The 19,438-nt window shown below is 61.3% G+C and carries 17 protein-coding genes; 4 read left to right on the forward strand and 13 right to left on the reverse strand.

Annotated elements, in window-relative coordinates; all coding sequences use genetic code 11:
• Positions 1-23 precede the first annotated feature (23 nt).
• From HNO86_RS03170 to HNO86_RS03205, 8 genes are all read right to left on the reverse strand, one after another.
• Complete coding sequence (locus HNO86_RS03170) at positions 24-920, reverse strand: M23 family metallopeptidase (protein ID WP_175375579.1); 897 nt, start codon at positions 918-920, stop codon at positions 24-26.
• Positions 921-1,127: 207 nt separating this feature from the next.
• Positions 1,128-2,057, reverse strand: a complete 930-nt coding sequence (locus tag HNO86_RS03175; protein WP_175375580.1) for a response regulator — start codon at positions 2,055-2,057, stop codon at positions 1,128-1,130.
• A 169-nt stretch (positions 2,058-2,226) separates the two neighbouring features.
• Entirely contained in the window at positions 2,227-2,988 is a 762-nt protein-coding gene (gene phoU / locus HNO86_RS03180) for a phosphate signaling complex protein PhoU (protein ID WP_175375581.1), read from the reverse strand.
• Positions 2,989-3,098: 110 nt separating this feature from the next.
• Positions 3,099-3,932, reverse strand: a complete 834-nt coding sequence (gene pstB, locus HNO86_RS03185) for a phosphate ABC transporter ATP-binding protein PstB (protein ID WP_175375582.1) — start codon at positions 3,930-3,932, stop codon at positions 3,099-3,101.
• A 114-nt stretch (positions 3,933-4,046) separates the two neighbouring features.
• Positions 4,047-5,717 (reverse strand): phosphate ABC transporter permease PstA, encoded by a 1,671-nt coding sequence (pstA, locus tag HNO86_RS03190; protein ID WP_175375583.1) that lies wholly within the window; start codon positions 5,715-5,717, stop codon positions 4,047-4,049.
• A gap of 15 nt (positions 5,718-5,732) precedes the next feature.
• On the reverse strand, positions 5,733-8,015 hold the full coding sequence (locus HNO86_RS03195) for an ABC transporter permease subunit (protein ID WP_175375584.1): 2,283 nt from the start codon (positions 8,013-8,015) through the stop codon (positions 5,733-5,735).
• 234 nt (positions 8,016-8,249) lie between these two features.
• Positions 8,250-9,251: a phosphate ABC transporter substrate-binding protein PstS family protein gene (locus tag HNO86_RS03200; protein WP_175375585.1), complete on the reverse strand. Its 1,002-nt coding sequence runs from the start codon at positions 9,249-9,251 to the stop codon at positions 8,250-8,252.
• 230 nt (positions 9,252-9,481) lie between these two features.
• Positions 9,482-10,780: an MFS transporter gene (locus tag HNO86_RS03205; protein WP_175375586.1), complete on the reverse strand. Its 1,299-nt coding sequence runs from the start codon at positions 10,778-10,780 to the stop codon at positions 9,482-9,484.
• A 365-nt stretch (positions 10,781-11,145) separates the two neighbouring features.
• On the opposite strand from HNO86_RS03205, the gene HNO86_RS03210 reads away from it, so the two are divergent.
• Both HNO86_RS03210 and HNO86_RS03215 read left to right on the forward strand, forming a co-directional pair.
• Positions 11,146-11,550, forward strand: a complete 405-nt coding sequence (locus HNO86_RS03210; RefSeq protein WP_007942704.1) for an acyl-CoA thioesterase — start codon at positions 11,146-11,148, stop codon at positions 11,548-11,550.
• A gap of 89 nt (positions 11,551-11,639) precedes the next feature.
• The gene (locus HNO86_RS03215) at positions 11,640-12,539 is read left to right on the forward strand and encodes a D-hexose-6-phosphate mutarotase (RefSeq protein ID WP_175375587.1); all 900 of its coding nucleotides are present in this window, start codon (positions 11,640-11,642) and stop codon (positions 12,537-12,539) included.
• A gap of 135 nt (positions 12,540-12,674) precedes the next feature.
• On the opposite strand, the gene HNO86_RS03220 is transcribed toward HNO86_RS03215, so the two are convergent.
• The 5 genes from HNO86_RS03220 to HNO86_RS03240 form a co-directional block, all read right to left on the reverse strand.
• On the reverse strand, positions 12,675-13,211 hold the full coding sequence (locus tag HNO86_RS03220) for a DUF3299 domain-containing protein (protein ID WP_175375588.1): 537 nt from the start codon (positions 13,209-13,211) through the stop codon (positions 12,675-12,677).
• 87 nt (positions 13,212-13,298) lie between these two features.
• Positions 13,299-13,544, reverse strand: a complete 246-nt coding sequence (locus HNO86_RS03225) for a GlsB/YeaQ/YmgE family stress response membrane protein (protein WP_175375589.1) — start codon at positions 13,542-13,544, stop codon at positions 13,299-13,301.
• A gap of 138 nt (positions 13,545-13,682) precedes the next feature.
• Entirely contained in the window at positions 13,683-14,765 is a 1,083-nt protein-coding gene (locus HNO86_RS03230; protein WP_175375590.1) for a 5-(carboxyamino)imidazole ribonucleotide synthase, read from the reverse strand.
• An 11-nt stretch (positions 14,766-14,776) separates the two neighbouring features.
• Positions 14,777-15,268, reverse strand: a complete 492-nt coding sequence (purE, locus tag HNO86_RS03235; protein ID WP_175375591.1) for a 5-(carboxyamino)imidazole ribonucleotide mutase — start codon at positions 15,266-15,268, stop codon at positions 14,777-14,779.
• Positions 15,269-15,568: 300 nt separating this feature from the next.
• On the reverse strand, positions 15,569-16,477 hold the full coding sequence (locus HNO86_RS03240; RefSeq protein ID WP_175375592.1) for a LysR substrate-binding domain-containing protein: 909 nt from the start codon (positions 16,475-16,477) through the stop codon (positions 15,569-15,571).
• 180 nt (positions 16,478-16,657) lie between these two features.
• On the opposite strand from HNO86_RS03240, the gene aspA reads away from it, so the two are divergent.
• Both aspA and HNO86_RS03250 read left to right on the forward strand, forming a co-directional pair.
• Entirely contained in the window at positions 16,658-18,082 is a 1,425-nt protein-coding gene (aspA, locus tag HNO86_RS03245; protein WP_175375593.1) for an aspartate ammonia-lyase, read from the forward strand.
• Between the two features lie 250 nt (positions 18,083-18,332).
• Positions 18,333-19,337 (forward strand): asparaginase, encoded by a 1,005-nt coding sequence (locus tag HNO86_RS03250; RefSeq protein ID WP_175375594.1) that lies wholly within the window; start codon positions 18,333-18,335, stop codon positions 19,335-19,337.
• Positions 19,338-19,438 lie beyond the last annotated feature (101 nt).

Below are 19,438 nucleotides of genomic sequence, written 5' to 3' on the forward strand. Positions count from 1 at the left end.
AAGGTGCCAGACCAGTCACCCCGTCACTGCTTGCCCAACGCAAAGTTGGGCAATGTCCCCATCGGTTGTTTGAACCGATACGGAATCGAGACCAACCCCATCCCCGTATTGCGCTGCACCACGAAATGCAGGTGCGGCCCGCTGCTGTTGCCGGTATTGCCCGACAGCGCCAATGCGCTGCCCACCGAAACCCTTTGCCCCTCGCGCACGCTGACCGAACCCTTTTTCAGGTGCAGGTACACGCCCATGGTCCCGTCATCGTGCAGCACCCGCACGAAGTTGCCCGCCGGGTCGTTGCCGCGGCCGGTCTGGCTGTTTTCGGTCTTCACCACCACCCCGCCCCGGGCGGCAATGATCGGCGTGCCTTCGGGCATGGCGATGTCCATGGCGTAGCGGTTCTTCGGCCCGTAGTGGCTGTATTGGCCGTTGGCGCCCTGGCTCAGGCGAAACGGCCCGCCACGCCAGGGGTACGGGTATTGATAGGCCAAGGCGGCACCTGAGGGATCACCGAGGAAGTATTGGAAGCTTGGGGTGTAGGCCAGCGGCTGTCCGGGCCGCGTCGCCTTGAGCAGCGCCAGGCGAATGCTGCTGCGCGCCGGCATCACCCGGCGGATGGGCCTGCTCGGCGCACCGCTGACATTGTTCAGGCCGGCAAAACTCAATTCGATCTGCACCGGGGCGTACAGGTCGTTGCGCACGAACACGCTGTCCATGCCCTTGAGTTTCTTTATGTCGAGGTACACCTGACGCTCCAGGTGCTCGACCATGCGATCGCGAAAAACGAAGACCTTGGCGCCCCTGGAGGGACGATCACTGTAGGAGACCACGCCATTGGCGTCGGTGGACGTGTAGATAGTCATGGCCACAGTCGAGGTGGAGGCCATGAAAAGACCACAGAAAAACAGCAGGCGCGCGAGCATGGGCAGGAGTCTGTCGAGTAAGGCCTGGGATTGAGCCTAGCAGTCGGAATTGACCTGCGTGATCGACAGATGTTTCAAAAACGACACGGGTGGGAGATGGGTGGTGACAGTTCCGGACCCATCGCGAGCAGGCTCGCTCCCACACAGGAACGCGTTCAATGTGGGAGCGAGCCTGCTCGCGATAAAGGAATTTCAGGCGACGCGGTCTCAGGCACCCGGAACAAAATGCTTCTGCGCCGTACCCCGGGCAATCAGGCGGGAGATGTAATCGAGCTTCTGCGCGTCCTGATCGACGAAGCGGAAGGTCAGTTGCAGCCATTCGCTGTCAGGTTTGGGCTCGTGGGCGACGATGGCGTGCAGGTAGCCGTTCAGACGCGCCGTCTCGGCGCTCTCGCCCTGCTCCAGGTCCAGCACGGCGCTGTCGAGCACCTGCGGCAGGGTGTCGGCGCGCTTGATCACCAGCAGCGCTTCCTTGAGGCTCAGGGCCTTGATCACGCATTGCTGGATGCCGTTCGGCAAACGCAGTTGACCCTGGCCACGCCCTCCTCCGGCAGCGGCAGCGGGAGTCGGCGCCTTGACCGGTGGGTTGTTGAGCAGGCCACGCGAAGGTGCGGCGGCAGCGGGTGCTGGTGCGGCAGGTGCAGCGACAGTCGCAGCCGCCACCGGCGCCTTGCCACCGGTCAACGCATTGAGCGAATCGTTGGCATACGCCGAGACAGTCTTGGTACTGGCGGTGTTCACCAGGACGTCGAGCTTGCCGACCTTGTGCAGCGCCTGCTTGACCTTGGTGATCAGTTGCTCGTTGGTGAACGGCTTGCTCACATAACCGGACACCCCGGCCTGGATCGCCTGCACCACGTTTTCCTTGTCGCCACGGCTGGTCACCATGACGAACGGCATGCCCTTGAGGCTTTCTTGCTCACGGCACCAGGTCAGCAGTTCCAGACCCGACATCTCCGGCATTTCCCAGTCGCACAGGACCAGATCGAACGCCTCACGCGCCAGCAGGGCCTGAGCCTTTCTGCCGTTGACCGCATCTTCGATGCGCATGCCCGGAAAATAGTTACGCAGGCATTTTTTCACCAGGTCACGAATGAACGAGGCATCGTCCACGACCAACACACTGACCTTACTCATCCCACACCCCTTTAAAAAATCCCGGCCAGCATACCGCTTTACTGATGGCACTTTGCCAAAAAACCTTCAGTCACGCCGGGACTTTTCGTTCGCGGGTGCTGCTTTTCGAATTCGTGAGCCACAAATGAAAACGCCCGGCCAAAGGGCCGGGCGCTTCTCTGGGGCAACCTTACTTATCGTCAGCTTCGCCCGGAACATTAGCGGTTTCGCCGCTTGTTCCTTCAACTTCTTCCTTCATGCGCTTGAGGCCCATGTGGCGCACGTCGGTGCCGCGGACCAGGTAAATCACCAGCTCGGAGATGTTGCGCGCGTGGTCACCGATACGCTCCAGCGAACGCAGTACCCAGATGATGCTCAAGACCCGCGAGATAGAGCGCGGATCTTCCATCATGTAGGTCGCCAGCTCGCGCAGGGCGGTCTTGTATTCGCGGTCGATGATCTTGTCGTACTGCGCCACCGACAACGCCAGGTCTGCGTCGAAACGGGCAAAAGCATCCAGGGCGTCGCGGACCATGTTGCGCACCTGATCGCCGATGTGGCGAACCTCGACGTAACCACGCGGCGCTTCGCCTTCTTCACACAGCTGGATGGCGCGACGGGCGATCTTGGTCGCTTCATCACCGATGCGCTCCAGGTCGATCACCGACTTGGAGATGCTGATGATCAGACGCAAGTCCGACGCCGCCGGCTGACGACGGGCCAGAATGCGCAGGCACTCTTCGTCGATGTTGCGTTCCATCTGGTTGATCTGGTCGTCGATCTCGCGCACCTGCTGCGCCAGACCCGAGTCGGCTTCGATCAGCGCGGTGACCGCGTCGTTGACCTGCTTCTCGACCAGCCCGCCCATGGCCAGGAGGTGGCTACGCACTTCCTCGAGCTCGGCGTTGAATTGCTGGGAGATGTGGTGGGTCAAGCCTTCCTTAGAAATCATGGGTTTGCTCCGCAAAAGCTGTGAGCTGCAAGCTACAAGCTGCAAGCTGTTTAATGTCCTACCCGAACCGCTCTTACTTGCCGCTTGAAGCTTGCGGCTCGCATCTGCTCCTAGCCATACCGACCGGTGATGTAGTCTTCGGTCTGCTTCTTCGCCGGGTTGGTGAACAGGGTATCGGTGTCGCCGAACTCCACCAGCTTGCCCATGTACATGAACGCCGTGTAGTCGGAAACCCGCGCGGCCTGCTGCATGTTGTGGGTCACGATGACGATGGTGAACTTGGATTTCAGTTCGTAGATCAGCTCTTCGACTTTCAGCGTGGAGATCGGGTCGAGTGCCGAGCACGGTTCGTCGAGCAGCAGGACTTCCGGTTCGACGGCGATGGTACGCGCGATCACCAGACGCTGCTGCTGACCACCGGACAGGCCCAGTGCCGAGTCATGCAGGCGATCCTTCACTTCGTCCCACAGCGCCGCGCCTTTCAACGCCCACTCAACGGCTTCGTCGAGTACGCGCTTCTTGTTGATGCCCTGGATGCGCAGGCCGTAGACCACGTTCTCGTAGATGGTTTTCGGGAACGGGTTCGGCTTCTGGAACACCATGCCGACGCGACGGCGCAGCTCGGCCACGTCTTCGCCCTTGCGATAGATGTTGTTGCCGTACAGGTTGATCGCGCCTTCGACGCGGCAGCCGTCGACCAGGTCGTTCATGCGGTTGAAGGTACGCAGCAGGGTCGACTTGCCGCAGCCTGACGGGCCGATGAAGGCGGTCACGCGCTGTTTCGGAATGTTCATGCTGACGTCGTACAGCGCTTGTTTCTCGCCGTAGAACAGGCTCAGGCCCGGCACTTCGATGGCCACGGTTTCCTGCGCGAGGTTCAGGCTCTGCTTGTCGCGACCCAGGGCCGACATGTTGATGCCGTGGGTATGTGTTTCGTGCTGCATGGGGTCTCACTCCGTTCGTAGCTGCAAGCTTCAAGCTGCAAGCTGCAAGTTTTGAGCAAAAGCGGCCAGCAGCATTTTCTTGCCGCTTGTAGCTTGCCGCTTGTGACTTATCAATTAGCTATCCAGCGCTTTGTACTTTTCGCGCAGGTGGTTACGAATCCACACCGCCGACAGGTTCAGTACCGCGATCACCAGCACCAGCAGCAGCGCGGTGGCGTACACCAGCGGTCGCGCGGCTTCGACGTTCGGGCTCTGGAAGCCGACGTCATAAATGTGGAAGCCCAGGTGCATGATCTTCTGGTCCAGGTGCAGGTACGGGTAGTTGCCATCCACCGGCAGCGACGGCGCCAGTTTCACCACACCCACCAGCATCAGCGGCGCCACTTCACCGGCGGCGCGGGCCACGGCGAGAATCATCCCGGTCATCATCGCCGGGCTGGCCATCGGCAGCACGATCTTCCACAGGGTTTCGGCCTTGGTTGCGCCCAGGGCCAGGGAACCCTCACGCACGGTGCGAGGAATCCGCGCCAGGCCTTCTTCGGTGGCCACGATCACCACCGGCACCGCCAGCAGCGCCAGGGTCAACGAGGCCCACAGCAGACCCGGCGTACCGAAAGTCGGCGCCGGCAAGGCTTCAGGGAAGAACAGACGGTCGAGCGAGCCGCCCAGCACGTAGACGAAGAAGCCCAGACCGAACACGCCGTAAACGATGGCCGGAACGCCTGCCAGGTTGTTTACCGCAATGCGGATCACCCGGGTCAGCGCGTTCTGCTTGGCGTATTCACGCAGGTACACCGCCGCCAGCACGCCGAACGGGGTCACGATCATCGCCATGATCAGGGTCATCATCACGGTGCCGAAGATCGCCGGGAAGATACCGCCTTCAGTGTTCGCTTCACGCGGGTCGTCGCTCAGGAACTCCCAGACCTTGCTGAAGTAGAAACCGACCTTGGTGAAAGTCCCCATGGCGTTCGGCTGATAAGCATGAACCACTTTGCCCAGGCCGATTTCGACTTCCTTGCCGTTGGCATCGCGAGCGGTCAGGCTGTCGCGATTGAACTGCGCATGCAGGTCGGAAAGACGCGCTTCGATGTCCTGATAGCGAGCGTTGAGCTCGGCACGCTCGGCGTCCATGTCCGCTTGCGCGGCCGGGTCGAGCTTGCCGTCCAGTTCCAGTTTGCGACCATGCAGACGGATACGCTCCAGACCTGCGTTGATCGCACCGATATCGGTTTTTTCCAGAGACTTGAGCTGGGCTGACAGCTTGTTCACCCGATCGATCCGCGCCTGCAGCTCAGGCCAGGCCGCTTCGCCTTCGGCGACCACCTTGCCGTCCTGTTTGACGTTGACCAGGTAACCGTAGAAGTTGCCCCACTCGCGACGCTCGATGGCCATCAGCTCCACCGGCGTGGTCTGGTTGGTCAGCCACTCGCCGACGATCCAGGTGAAGTCGTTGCCGTTCAGGTCACGGTTGCCGACCTTGATCAGCTCGCGGGTCATGAATTCCGGACCTTCGTCCGGAACCGGCAGGCCGGCACTCTTCAGGCGAGCACGCGGCACTTCTTCCTTCTGCACCACTTCACCGATGACCAGGTGATTGCCCTGGCCCGGCACGTCGTAGCTGGCGTGCAGCAGATCCGCCGGCCAGAAGTGACCCAGACCGCGCACCGCGATCACCGCCAGCAGGCCAATCGTCATGATGACCGCGATGGACACCGCACCACCGCTGATCCAGACGCCTGGGGCGCCGCTCTTGAACCATCCTTTCAGGGAGTTCTGTTTCACAGACTTCTACCTTTCTTAAAGCGACGAGTATTTCTTGCGCAGACGCTGACGAATCAGTTCCGCGAGGGTGTTCATGATGAAGGTGAACAACAGCAGCACCAGCGCCGAGAGGAACAGCACGCGGTAGTGGCTGCCGCCGACTTCCGACTCGGGCATTTCCACCGCCACGTTGGCGGCCAGGGTGCGCAGGCCTTCGAACAGGTTCATTTCCATGACCGGGGTGTTGCCGGTGGCCATCAGTACGATCATGGTTTCACCGACCGCACGGCCCATGCCGATCATCAGCGCCGAGAAAATGCCCGGGCTGGCGGTGAGGATCACCACGCGGGTCATGGTCTGCCACGGCGTGGCGCCCAGCGCCAGGGAACCGAGGGTCAGGCCGCGAGGCACGCTGAACACGGCGTCTTCGGCGATGGAGTAGATGTTCGGGATCACGGCGAAGCCCATGGCCAGGCCAACCACCAGTGCATTGCGCTGGTCGTAGGTGATGCCCAGGTCGTGGGAAATCCACAGGCGCATGTCGCCGCCGAAGAACCAGTTTTCCATGTACGGGCTCATGTACAGCGACAACCAGCCCACGAACAGGATCACCGGAATCAGCAGCGCGCTTTCCCAACCATCCGGGATGCGCAGACGGATCGACTCAGGCAGGCGGCTGAAAACGAAACCGGCAACCAGGATGCCGATCGGCAGCAGCATCAGCAGGCTGAAGATGCCCGGCAGGTGCCCTTCGACATAGGGCGCGAGGAACAGACCGGCGAAGAAACCGAGGATCACCGTCGGCATCGCTTCCATCAACTCGATCACCGGCTTGACCTTGCGGCGCATGCCCGGGGCCATGAAGTAGGCGGTGTAGATAGCAGCGGCAACGGCCAGAGGCGCGGCCAGCAGCATGGCGTAGAACGCGGCTTTCAGGGTACCGAAGGTCAGCGGCGAGAGACTCAGCTTCGGTTCGAAGTCGGTGTTGGCGGCGGTCGATTGCCAGACGTATTTAGGCTCGTCGTAGTTCTCGTACCAGACCTTGCTCCACAACGCGCTCCAGGAAACTTCCGGGTGCGGGTTGTCCAGCAGCAACGGATGAATCTTGCCACCGGCTTCCACGATCACGCGGTTGGCCCGTGGCGACAGACCGAACAGGCCCTGGCCTTCGACCACCTGATCCACCAGCAGGGTGCGGTGCGCAGTGCTGTGGAACACGCCGAGCTTGCCCGAAGCATCCAGGGCAACGAAGCCCTTGCGGCGTTCTTCCGCGGTGATTTCCACGATCGGCGTGGTGCCCATCTGGAAGGTACGGATTTGCTTCAGGCGTTGCTCGCCATCGTGATCGCGAGCCATGAACCACTGGGCCAAACCGCCCTTGGAGTCGCCGATGATCAGCGAAATGCCGCCCACCAGCTGGGTACTGGCGGTGACTTGAGCGTCACCGTCTTCCAGCAATTTGTAGCGACCGTTCAGGCTCTTGTCGCGCAGGCTGAACACGTCCGCCTGGGCACGACCGTTGATCACATACAGCCACTGCTGACGCGGGTCGACGAAGATGTTTTTCACCGCTTCGGTCATTTGCGGCAGGTCGATGCGCTTCTGCTCGTTGGTGACTTCGCCGGTCATCATGTTTTCTTCGCTGGTCAGCGACAGAACATTGAGCTGCGAACCGGTAGCGCCAACCAGCATCAGGGTTGAATCGGTGGCATTGAGGCTGACGTGCTCCAGCGCACCGCCGCCTTCGTTCAGGGTGATCGGCGCTTCGCCGTACGGGTATTCGATGGCCGGCGTGATGGTTTTCTTGCCGTCCGGATAGCTGACTTTATAGGTGTGACGCAACACCAGCGCCTGACCGTTGGACAGGCCCACCGCTACCAATGGATGACCTGGCTGGTCTTCACCGATGGAGGTAACGCTGGCACCGGCTGGAACCGGCAGATCGACGCGCTTGAGTTCAGCGCCACTGTCGATGTCGAAGAACAAGGCCTGGCCCTTGTCGGAAACCCGCATGGCCACCTGGTTCTGTTCTTCCAGGGCGATCATCAACGGCTTGCCGGCGTCTTGCATCCAGGCTGGCGTGATGGCGTCCGTGGACGTCAGGCTGGCACCCTGGAACAGGGGGGCCACGACGTAGGCAAGGAAGAAGAAAATCAGGGTAATCGCACCCAGCACTGCAAGGCCGCCAACGAGGACGTACCAGCGGGTCAGGCGATCTTTGAGCGCCCGAATGCGGCGCTTGCGTTGCAGCTCAGGCGTATTGAAGTCAATTCGCTTGGGGGGATTTGTAGTCATGTTGGAATTGGCCAGATCATTCATTCGCACACCCTAGCGATCCTGTATGACAGAAAGATGACAATGCAGTGACGCGACAAATCCTCCGCTGGCGGTACCAGCAGGGGATAGAAAACAGGTGGGCCGGCGTACCGGCTTCGTAGGAGCAGAGCTTGCTCGCGAAGGGGTCGTTACTTTCAACGTTTATGCTGACTGAACCACCACCTTCGCGAGCAAGCTTCGCTCTACAGGTCCGAGATGTAGCCCGGACCTAGGGTTTTACTTTTTTGCGACTTCAGCGCCGCCTTCCTGCAGACCCAGGTCAGCCAGTGCTTTTGCAGCAACCTTGGCTGGCAGTGGGATGTAACCGTCTTTGACTACAACTTCCTGACCCTGCTTGGACAGAACCAGTTTCACGAACTCGGCTTCCAGCGGGGCCAGAGGCTTGTTCGGGGCCTTGTTCACGTAAACGTACAGGAAGCGCGACAGCGGGTACTTGCCGTTCAGGGCGTTTTCTTCGGTGTCTTCGATGAAGTCAGTGCTGCCTTTCTTGGCCAGAGCCACGGTCTTCACGCTGGCGGTCTTGTAACCGATACCCGAGTAACCGATGCCGTTCAGCGAGGAGCTGATGGACTGAACGACCGAAGCCGAACCTGGTTGCTCGTTCACGTTAGCCTTGTAGTCGCCTTTGCACAGAGCTTCTTCCTTGAAGTAGCCGTAGGTGCCGGATACCGAGTTGCGACCGAACAGTTGAACTGGCTTGTTGGCCAGGTCGCCGGTCACGCCCAGGTCACCCCAGGTTTTCACGTCGGTTTTAGCGCCGCACAGACGGGTGGACGAGAAGATCGCATCGACCTGTTCCATGGTCAGGTGCTGGATCGGGTTGTCCTTGTGTACGAAGACAGCCAGGGCGTCCACGGCAACCGGGATAGCGGTTGGCTTGTAGCCGTATTTCTGTTCGAAGGCAGCCAGTTCGGTGTCCTTCATCTTGCGGCTCATGGGACCTAAGTTGGAGGTGCCTTCAGTCAGTGCAGGTGGCGCGGTGGCGGAGCCAGCGGCCTGAATCTGGATGTTTACGTTCGGGTATTCTTTTTTGTAGTTCTCAGCCCAGAGGGTCATGAGGTTGGCCAGAGTGTCGGAACCAACGCTGGACAGGTTGCCCGACACACCGGTGGTCTTGGTGTAGCTCGGGATAGCAGGGTCAACAGCGGCAACCGCGTTGGCAGTCGCAACGCCAGCAGCGACAAAAGTCATTGCCGCCATCAAACGCTTCAGTTTCATGCCTTACTCCTAGCAGATAGGTGTTTTAAGTCGGGGCCAAGTATCAGCAGGCCATGTGAACACTCTATGGCTGAAATATGACAATTGGATGAAAGGCCAGTATTGAGCCTCTACACGAAGTTTCGGTATGCCCTATCGCGAGCAGGCTCGCTCCCACATTGATCACGCTGTACCTGTGGGAGCGAGCCTGCTCGCGATGGGGCGATGACTGACGATGAAGAAAGCCGGGCTTAGCGCCCCTTCTTCCAGAGATACGCCCCCACCACAATCCCCACCCCGCACAGCACCGCCACGTAATACGCAGGCCCCATCGTGCTTTCCTTGAGCAGCAGGCTGACGACCATGGGCGTCAGGCCGCCGAAGATCGCGTAGGCAACGTTGTAGGAGAACGACAGGCCGCTGAAGCGCACCACGGGCGGGAAGGCCTTGACCATCACGTATGGCACCGCGCCGATGGTACCGACCAGCAGGCCGGTCAGGGCGTACATCGGGAACAGCCAGTCGGGATGTTCGGCCAGGCTGTGGTAGAAGGTCCAGGAGCTGGCCAGCAACGCGGCGCAGCCGAAGACGAAGACTTTGCCGGCACCGAAGCGATCCGCCAGGGCGCCGGAGATCACACAGCCAAAGCTCAGCAGCACGATGGCCACGCTGTTGGATTGCAGGGCCGTGGTCGGCGAGAACTTGTAGACCGTCTGCAACACGGTCGGAGTCATCAGGATCAGGACCACGATCGCGGCCGACAGCAGCCAGGTCAGCAGCATCGAAATGGCGATGGCGCCGCGATGGTCACGCAGCACCGCGCGCAACGGCACTTCTTCGGCCAGGGCCTTGCGCTGTTGCATTTCAGCGAACACCGGGGTTTCGTGCAGCCAGCGGCGCAGGTACACCGAGAACAGGCCGAATACGCCACCCAGCAGGAACGGGATACGCCAGGCGTAATCGGACACTTCCACCGGGGTGTAGATGCTGTTGATTGCCGTGGCGACCAGCGAGCCCAGCAGGATGCCCGCGGTCAGGCCGCTGGTGAGGGTGCCGCAGGCATAGCCGATATGGCGTTGCGGCACGTGTTCGGAAACGAAGACCCAGGCCCCCGGCACCTCACCGCCAATCGCCGCGCCCTGGATGACTCGCATCAGCAGCAACAGGATCGGCGCCCACATGCCGATCTGCGCGTAGGTCGGCAGCAGGCCCATGATCAGGGTCGGTACCGCCATCATGAAAATGCTCAGGGTGAACATTTTCTTGCGCCCCAGCAGGTCGCCGAAGTGCGCCATCACGATGCCGCCCAGCGGCCGCGCCAGGTAGCCGGCGGCGAAAATGCCGAAGGTCTGCATCATGCGCAGCCAGTCCGGCATGTCCGCCGGGAAGAACAGCTTGCCCACCACGGTCGCGAAGAACACGAAGATGATGAAGTCGTAGAACTCCAGCGCACCGCCCAGGGCGGACAGCGAGAGTGTCTTGTAGTCGCTGCGGGTCAGCGGACGTGCGGATGGGGCTGGCTGCGCGATACTCGAGGGCGCTGGGGTCATGGCAAAGGCTTCTCTTATAGACAGATCTACCGCCCCTACAACGCTGGCAAGGGCTCGGGCAGGTCCGGCACGATAACAAATTGTTCGAAAAAGCACATAGAGGCGCGTATTTGACGGTCAAAATGAGAACCGGATGGTCGTATCGGAGTCTATCGACCGATATACTCGCAACACTGTGTAATAGCTTTTCAGGGTTGCTGTGCGAAAACGCCTGTCAGGTTCATAGGCGATTTCGCAGAGTTTCCCTTTAGGCGCCTTTATGGAAAACGTGACGAACGTAGTATGTTCGGTGCTGAATCGTTTTTCCGAAGACGGCTATTCACTGAAAGACCAACGAAGAGTCACGGGTCAGAGGCACCCCCGGCATGATAGAGCTCGAACAAGAAGATCCGATCCCGCAAGGCGACCTGGCCCTGCAAATCACCGCGCTTCCCCGCGAAACCAACGGCTTTGGCGATATTTTCGGCGGCTGGCTGGTGGCGCAGATGGATTTGGCCGGCACCGCGATGGCCAGCAAGGTCGCCGGTGGCCGCGTGGCCACGGTGGCGATCGACCGCATGGCATTTCTGGTGCCGGTGGCGGTGGGCGCTCAGCTCTCCTTCTATACCCAGGCGCTGGAAATCGGCCGCAGTTCGATCAAGATGATGGTCGAAGTCTGGAGCGACGATCCGCTGTCCAGCGAATGGCGCAAGGTGACCGAGGCGGTCTTCGTGTTCGTCGCCATCGACGGTAGCGGCCGCACTCGCTCGGTTCCGCCAAGAGCTCGCTGAGCATCAAGGCATCGCGTTAATCAGCCCCGCTAAACCCGGCGACCGTTTTGCGGTCCATTGCAGTCCTGATACTGATCGAGAGCTGTCCCATGAGCACGCCCAACGTTGAAGCCGTAAAACTGGATGAACTGAACTGCTGGCGTATTCGCCACGGTCAGGCCGAATTACTGGTGGCCCAGCAAGGTGCGCACATCCTCAGCTATCAGGTCGCCGGTCAGCCGCCTGTAATCTGGCTCAACGACGAGGCTGTGTTCAAGACCGGCAAAAGCATCCGCGCCGGCGTGCCGGTGTGCTGGCCTTGGTTCGGCAATTTCGAGCGCAATCCGCAGAGCGTGAAGGCGATGCGCGTCAGCCAGGAACCGGCACCGGCCCATGGTCTGGTGCGGGCGATGGACTGGGAACTGGGTGGCATCGAGGCCGAGGGCGAAAGCCTGAAGGTCGAGTTCCTCCTGCCCTACCCCGAAGGCGGCCTGCCGGGCTGGCCGCATCAGGTCGACTTGAAGCTGAGCATCCGCCTGGACTCGCAACTGCACATCAGCCTGACCAGCCATAACCAGGGCGCCGAGACGGTGACCATCAGCCAGGCGCTGCACAGCTATTTCGCCGTCAGCGATGTGCGCAAGGTGCATGTCGAGGGCGTGAATGGCCTGAGCTACATCGAGACGCTGGAAGACTGGAAAACCAAGTCGCAAACCGGCGACCTGCAGTTCACCGGCGAAACCGACCGCATCTACCTCAACGCCCCGGCGAAGCTGAGCATCGTCGACCCGGCGTGGGAACGTCGTATCGAGCTGACCAGCACTGGTTCGCGCACGGCGGTGATCTGGAACCCGTGGGTTGATCGCGCTGCAGCGCTCAGTGACATGGCCGATGACGGTTGGCAGCGCATGCTGTGCATCGAGACGGCGAATGTGATGGATGATGTGGTGGCGCTGAAGCCGGGGGCCAGCCATACCCTGGGTGTGAGCATCGGCAGCAAGCCTCTGTAACGCAACACAACCAGATGCGGGAGCGGGCTTGCTCGCGAAAGCGGTATGTCAGTCACGTTGATGTCGACTGACACGCCCTCTTCGCGAGCAAGCCCGCTCCCACATTTTTGATTTGTGTATGGCTTGGATGACGTTTTAGAGATCCGACTCCTTCACCACCCGAACCTTCGCCGCATCCAGCGCATACGCCGCATCCGCCAGGTCATTACTGACCTTCTCGATCTTCAGCGTGCCGGTGACCCACAGCGGCGTGTAGATATCGTTGAGCTTCAAACCCTTTGGATAACGCACCAGCACCAGTTGGTTTGGCGGCGGTGGCGGGACGTGGATGCAGGCGCCTGGATACGGCACGAGGAAGAACAGCGTGCTGTGGCCCTTGGCGTCGGTTTCCAGCGGCACGGGATAACCACCCAGACGAATGTTCTTGTCATTCATCGACGCAACAGTCTTGGTCGAATACATCACCGCCGGCAGGCCTTTGCTCTGCTTCATGCCACCCTTTTCGGTAAAGGTGCCATTGGCTTCGGGGGAGTTGTGATCGATCTCGGGCATGGCCTCGAGGGCTTTCTGGTCCGACTTGGGCATCAGTTCCAGCCAGTCGGTTTCCGGCAGTTCGCCGGCGTGGGCCAGACCGCTGCCCAGCAAAAGAAGAGTTATCAGAAGACGACGCATGAAGGTGCTCGGAGTAGGAAAGGACGTGAAGCGCCGAGCATTCTAGTCCTCTCGGACTGCCCAGCCGAGAGGACTTTGTCGTCTGGATCAGTTCTTTTTGATCATGCCGTAGATGATCAGCAGGATGATCGCGCCGACCAGCGCGCCGATGAAACCGGCTGCCTGGCCCGCCTGGTAAATGCCCAGGGCCTGGCCGCCGTAGGTGGCCGCCAGCGAACCGCCGATACCGAGCAGAATGGTCATGATCCAGCCCATGCTGTCATCGCCCGGTTTCAGGAACCGCGCCAGCAGGCCGACGATCAGGCCGATAAAGATGGTTCCGATAATTCCCATGGCATTTCCCTCTGAATTGGAAGATATGCGAAAGCCTAGTCAGACTTTCGCATCCTGCCATGAGAGAACGGCGGTCCCTGAATGGTTCCACCGTTGCCACATGAAACCGGATTTACCTGGCGGCTTCGTTTGGCGACGCTACTCAGCGATGAGCGCTTCGACCTTGAGGATCTGCGCCGCCAACGTCTCGCGATCGGCGCAGCGCAGGTTGGCGTGACCGACCTTGCGGCCAGCCTTGAACGCCTTGCCGTAGTGATGCAGATGGCAATCGGCGATGGCCAGGACTTTTTCGGTCTCGGGCACTTTGCCGATGAAGTTGAGCATCGCGCTTTCGCCGACCTTGGCAGTCGAACCCAGCGGCAGGCCGGCGACCGCCCGCAGGTGGTTTTCGAACTGACTGCACTCGGTGCCTTCAGTGGTCCAGTGCCCGGAGTTGTGCACGCGCGGAGCGATTTCGTTGGCCTTGAGGCCACCGTCGACTTCAAAGAACTCGAACGCCATCACGCCGACGTAGTCCAGCTGCTTGAGCACACGGCTGGAGTAGTCTTCGGCCAGGGCCTGCAGCGGGTGATCGGTGCTGGCCACGGACAGCTTGAGGATGCCGCTTTCGTGGGTGTTGTGGACCAACGGGTAGAACTTCGTTTCGCCATCGCGAGCGCGCACGGCGATCAGCGAGACTTCACCGGTGAACGGTACGAAGCCTTCCAGCAGGCACGCCACGCTGCCCAGTTCGGCGAAGGTGCCGACCACATCCTCAGGGGTGCGCAGGACTTTCTGGCCCTTGCCGTCGTAACCCAGAGTGCGGGTTTTCAGCACGGCCGGCAGACCGATGGCAGCCACGGCGGCATCCAGGTCAGCCTGGGACTGAATGTCGGCGAACGCCGGGGTCGGAATCCCCAGGTCCTTGAACATGCTCTTCTCGAACCAGCGATCGCGGGCGATGCGCAGGGCTTCGGCGCTCGGGTAGACCGGCACGAATTGCGAGAGGAACGCCACGGTTTCCGCCGGCACGCTTTCAAACTCGAAGGTCACCAGATCGACTTGATCGGCCAGCTGACGCAGGTGGTCCTGGTCACCGTAATCGGCGCGCAGGTGATCGCCCAATGCCGCGGCGCAGGCGTCCGGCGCCGGGTCCAGGAAAGCGAAGTTCATGCCCAGCGGAGTGCCCGCCAGCGCCAACATGCGACCCAACTGGCCGCCACCGATTACACCGATCTTCATCGTCAACAACCTCAGGCGATGCGTGGGTCTGGATTTTCCAGGACGCTGTCAGTCTGCTCAGCGCGGAAGGTTTTCAGCACGTCGTGGAACTGCGGGTGCTTGGCGCCCAGGATGCTCGCCGACAGCAGCGCTGCGTTGATCGCACCGGCTTTACCGATAGCCAGAGTGGCAACCGGAATACCGGCTGGCATCTGCACGATGGAGAGCAGCGAATCGACGCCCGACAGCATTGCCGATTGCACCGGCACGCCGAGTACCGGCAGGTGGGTCTTGGCCGCACACATGCCAGGCAGGTGAGCCGCGCCACCGGCACCGGCGATGATCACCTCGATGCCACGGGCTTCGGCTTCCTCAGCGTACTGGAACAGCAGGTCCGGGGTGCGGTGGGCAGAGACCACTTTCACCTCGTAGGGGATGCCGAGCTTTTCCAGCATATCGGCGGTGTGGCTAAGGGTGGACCAATCGGACTTGGAGCCCATGATCACGCCAACCAGTGCACTCATCGTCGAGCCTCTTCTCTCTGGGCGCCCGCGGGCGCGTCAAAAACAACAAGCCACGCATTATGCGTGGCTTGAATTGTACGAAAAATAGCCGGTCAAACCGGCCGAAGGCCGCGCAGTATACCGCAATACGGCAGATAAACAGCCCCTGTTTCGACCATCTGTCATACGGCGCAAAGTGCCGGTTTTATTGACCTTAAGGTCAATCAAAAAGATCAAAAGATCGCAGCCTTCGGCAGCTCCTGCATGGTTCAGTGTAGGAGCTGCCGAAGGCTGCGATCTTGTCGATCTTACAGACGCCACTCATGTACCCTGCGCAGCCCCACCCTCCAGCTTGCGCCACAACAACCGCACGTTGGCCTTGCGCACCAGCGCGCAGCGATACAGGCGAATTTCCAGCGGCACATGCCACTGCGGCCCGCCGCACACCACCAGCTCACCACGAGCCAGTTCCGCACGCACGCTCAGTTGCGGTACCCAGGCGATCCCGAGGCCTTCCAAGGCCATGCTTTTCAGGCTATCGGCCATGGCAGTCTCGTAAACAGTGGTAAAGCGCAGCGCCCGCTGGCGCAGCAGCATGTTCACCGAGCGCCCGAGAAACGCGCCGGCACTGTAGGCCAGCAACGGCACACTGCCCTCGCCTTCCAGATCGAATAGCGGCTTGCCATCGGCATCCGCCGCACACACCGGCAGCATTTCGGTGTGGCCAAGGTGCAAGGACGGGAAGATTTCCGGGTCCATCTGCATTGCCGCATCCGGGTCGTAGAACGCCAGCATCAAATCGCAGCCACCTTCACGCAGTGCATGCACGGCGTCGCCGACGTTGGTCGCCACCAGCCGCGTGGCGATGTTCAAGCCTTCATTGCGCAGTTGGGCGATCCAGCGCGGGAAGAAGCCCAGGGCCAGCGAGTGGGCGGCGGCGACCTGCATCACCTCGCCCTGCCCGCCTTCCAGATGGTGAAGATGGCGCAACACTTCGCCGAGCTGTTCAACCACGGTGCGCGCGGTGACCAGGAACAACTGCCCGGCCGCCGTCAGCTCCACTGGCGTGCGCGAGCGGTTGACCAGCGTCAGCCCCAGCGCGGCCTCCAGGCTGCGGATCCGCCGGCTGAACGCAGGCTGCGTCACGAAGCGCCGTTCCGCCGCCTGGGAGAAGCTGCGGGTGGCGGCCAGGGCACTGAAGTCCTCCAGCCATTTACTTTCCAGATTCATCACGTCCTCCCGGACACGCACCAAAATAGGTCACACGCTCGCCACCAACGCGGCGTCACACGGACATTATGCCGAATATGCATAGGTCAGTGTTTAACAGCATTGGCTCTAAACTCTCCACAAGCCTAGCATTTGCAGTGTTCCGGCACAGACCGGGTCCATATCGAGATGATTTCTATCATGTCCTCCGCTGCATCCTTCCGCACAGAAAAAGACCTGCTTGGCAAACTCGAAGTACCTGCTCAAGCGTATTACGGCATCCAGACCCTGCGAGCGGTGAATAACTTCCGTCTCTCCGGCGTGCCGATTTCCCACTACCCGAAACTGGTAGTCGGCCTGGCGATGGTCAAACAGGCCGCCGCTGACGCCAACCGCGAACTGGGTCACCTGAGCGAAGCCAAGCACGCAGCCATCAGCGAGGCCTGTGCCCGTCTGATCCGCGGCGATTTCCACGAAGAGTTCGTGGTGGACATGATTCAAGGCGGCGCTGGCACTTCGACCAACATGAATGCCAACGAAGTGATCGCCAACATCGCACTGGAGGCCATGGGTCACCAGAAAGGCGAATACCAGTACCTGCACCCGAACAACGACGTGAACATGGCGCAGTCGACCAACGACGCCTACCCGACGGCGATCCGTCTGGGTCTGCTGCTGGGTCACGACGCGCTGCTGGCCAGCCTCGACAGCCTGATCCAGTCGTTCGCGGCCAAAGGCGAAGAGTTCGCCCACGTCCTGAAAATGGGCCGTACCCAACTGCAAGACGCCGTGCCGATGACCCTCGGCCAGGAATTCCGCGCCTTCGCCACCACCCTGGGCGAAGACCTGGCACGCCTGAAAACCCTGGCACCTGAGCTGCTGACCGAAGTGAACCTGGGCGGCACCGCGATCGGTACCGGCATCAACGCCGACCCGCGCTACCAGCACCTGGCCGTTCAGCGCCTGGCCACCATCAGCGGTCACCCGCTGGTACCGGCAGCCGACCTGATCGAAGCCACCTCCGACATGGGCGCCTTCGTCCTGTTCTCCGGCATGCTCAAGCGTACCGCGGTCAAGCTGTCGAAGATCTGCAACGACCTGCGCCTGCTGTCCAGCGGCCCGCGCACCGGCATCAACGAGATCAACCTGCCAGCGCGTCAGCCAGGCAGCTCGATCATGCCAGGCAAGGTCAACCCGGTTATTCCGGAAGCCGTCAACCAGGTGGCCTTCCAGGTCATCGGTAACGACCTGGCGCTGACCATGGCAGCCGAAGGCGGCCAGCTGCAGCTGAACGTGATGGAGCCGCTGATCGCCTTCAAGATCCTCGACTCGATCCGCCTGCTGCAACGCGCCATGGACATGCTGCGCGAGCACTGCATCACCGGTATCACCGCCAACGAAGAACGTTGCCGTGAACTGGTCGAGCACTCGATCGGCCTGGTCACCGCGCTGAACCCGTACATCGGCTACGAAAACGCCACCCGCATCGCCCGTATCGCTCTGGAAAGCGGCCGCGGCGTGCTGGAACTGGTGCGCGAAGAAGGTCTGCTCGACGACGCCATGCTCGCCGACATCCTGCGCCCGGAAAACATGATCGCTCCACGTCTGGTTCCGCTTAAAGCCTGATCCGACGCAACACCAGTAGCACCGCTCACCAGGTCGAGGGACTAGACACCTCTCACCTTTTGAGGGCTTGGAGATCACTCTCCAGGCCCTTTTTTTTGCGCGTTTTTTGCCAATCGGTCAGTTAAAGTGCGCCCATTGCGGGAGCGAGCCTGCTCGCGATGACGGCGGCACATTCGAATCCGGGGTCACTGACGAATCGCTATCGCGAGCAGGCTCGCTCCCACACATCATCTCTAGCGGAGGCCTCCAAATGATTGCCAATAACTACCCTGCCGCCCAGCACATCATGGTGCTCTACACCGGCGGCACGATCGGCATGCAGGCCAGCGCCAACGGCCTGGCTCCGGCGTCCGGCTTCGAAGCGCGGATGCGCGAATACCTCACCAGCCAACCCGAACTGGTGGTACCGCAGTGGCGCTTTCGCGAAATGTCGCCGCTGATCGACAGCGCCAACATGACCCCGACCTACTGGCAGCAACTGCGCGAAGCGGTGGTTGAGGCGGTCGACGTGCAAGGTTGCGACAGCGTGCTGATCCTGCACGGCACCGACACCCTGGCCTACAGCGCCGCGGCCATGAGCTTCCAGCTGCTCGGCCTTAAGGCTCGCGTGTGCTTCACCGGCTCGATGCTGCCGGCCGGCGTCACCGACAGCGATGCCTGGGAAAACCTTGGCGGCGCGCTGGTCGCCCTAGGCCAGGGCCTGGCGCCGGGTGTGCACCTGTACTTTCACGGCGAAGTGCTGGACCCGACCCGCTGCGCGAAGGTGCGCAGTTTCGGCCGCCACCCGTTCAAACGCCTGGAGCGTCAGGGTGGTGGGACCAAGGCGGCTTCGCTGCCGGCAGCGCTTGGCTACAACCAGCCCAGGCAATTGGCGAACGTCGCGGTGCTGCCACTCTTTCCCGGCATCCGCGCCGAGATCGTCGACGGTCTGATCGACAGCGGCATTCAGGGTCTGGTGCTGGAGTGCTACGGCAGCGGCACCGGCCCGAGCGACAACCCGGCGTTCCTCGCAAGCCTCAAGCGGGCGCGGGACAAGGGCGTGGCGGTAGTGGCGGTGACGCAGTGCCATGAAGGCGGCGTGGAGCTGGACGTTTATGAAGCGGGCAGCCGCTTGCGTGGTGTCGGTGTGTTGTCCGGTGGCGGCATGACCCGCGAAGCGGCGTTCGGCAAGCTGCACGGCCTGTTGGGCGCAGGCCTGGACACCGCAGAAGTACGCCGCCTCGTAGAACTCGATCTCTGCGGCGAACTCAGCTGACAACCACCCCACCACCCTGTAGGAGCGAGGCTTGCCCGCGAAGGCGTCCACAAGTCAGTCAAAAGCTTCGCGGGCAAGCCTCGCTCCTACAGACAGCAACT

Source organism: Pseudomonas sp. C1C7 (genome assembly GCF_013359595.1).
GTDB lineage: Bacteria > Pseudomonadota > Gammaproteobacteria > Pseudomonadales > Pseudomonadaceae > Aquipseudomonas.

Coding starts and splice junctions, on each gene's coding strand:
- HNO86_RS03170 (WP_175375579.1), bottom strand. CDS start 920: ATGCTCGCGCGCCTGCTGTTTTTCTGTGGTCTTTTCATGGCCTCCACC.
- HNO86_RS03175 (WP_175375580.1), bottom strand. CDS start 2,057: ATGAGTAAGGTCAGTGTGTTGGTCGTGGACGATGCCTCGTTCATTCGT.
- phoU (WP_175375581.1), bottom strand. CDS start 2,988: ATGATTTCTAAGGAAGGCTTGACCCACCACATCTCCCAGCAATTCAAC.
- pstB (WP_175375582.1), bottom strand. CDS start 3,932: ATGCAGCACGAAACACATACCCACGGCATCAACATGTCGGCCCTGGGT.
- HNO86_RS03195 (WP_175375584.1), bottom strand. CDS start 8,015: ATGAATGATCTGGCCAATTCCAACATGACTACAAATCCCCCCAAGCGA.
- HNO86_RS03200 (WP_175375585.1), bottom strand. CDS start 9,251: ATGAAACTGAAGCGTTTGATGGCGGCAATGACTTTTGTCGCTGCTGGC.
- HNO86_RS03205 (WP_175375586.1), bottom strand. CDS start 10,780: ATGACCCCAGCGCCCTCGAGTATCGCGCAGCCAGCCCCATCCGCACGT.
- HNO86_RS03210 (WP_007942704.1), top strand. CDS start 11,146: ATGATAGAGCTCGAACAAGAAGATCCGATCCCGCAAGGCGACCTGGCC.
- HNO86_RS03215 (WP_175375587.1), top strand. CDS start 11,640: ATGAGCACGCCCAACGTTGAAGCCGTAAAACTGGATGAACTGAACTGC.
- HNO86_RS03220 (WP_175375588.1), bottom strand. CDS start 13,211: ATGCGTCGTCTTCTGATAACTCTTCTTTTGCTGGGCAGCGGTCTGGCC.
- HNO86_RS03225 (WP_175375589.1), bottom strand. CDS start 13,544: ATGGGAATTATCGGAACCATCTTTATCGGCCTGATCGTCGGCCTGCTG.
- HNO86_RS03230 (WP_175375590.1), bottom strand. CDS start 14,765: ATGAAGATCGGTGTAATCGGTGGCGGCCAGTTGGGTCGCATGTTGGCG.
- purE (WP_175375591.1), bottom strand. CDS start 15,268: ATGAGTGCACTGGTTGGCGTGATCATGGGCTCCAAGTCCGATTGGTCC.
- HNO86_RS03240 (WP_175375592.1), bottom strand. CDS start 16,477: ATGAATCTGGAAAGTAAATGGCTGGAGGACTTCAGTGCCCTGGCCGCC.
- aspA (WP_175375593.1), top strand. CDS start 16,658: ATGTCCTCCGCTGCATCCTTCCGCACAGAAAAAGACCTGCTTGGCAAA.
- HNO86_RS03250 (WP_175375594.1), top strand. CDS start 18,333: ATGATTGCCAATAACTACCCTGCCGCCCAGCACATCATGGTGCTCTAC.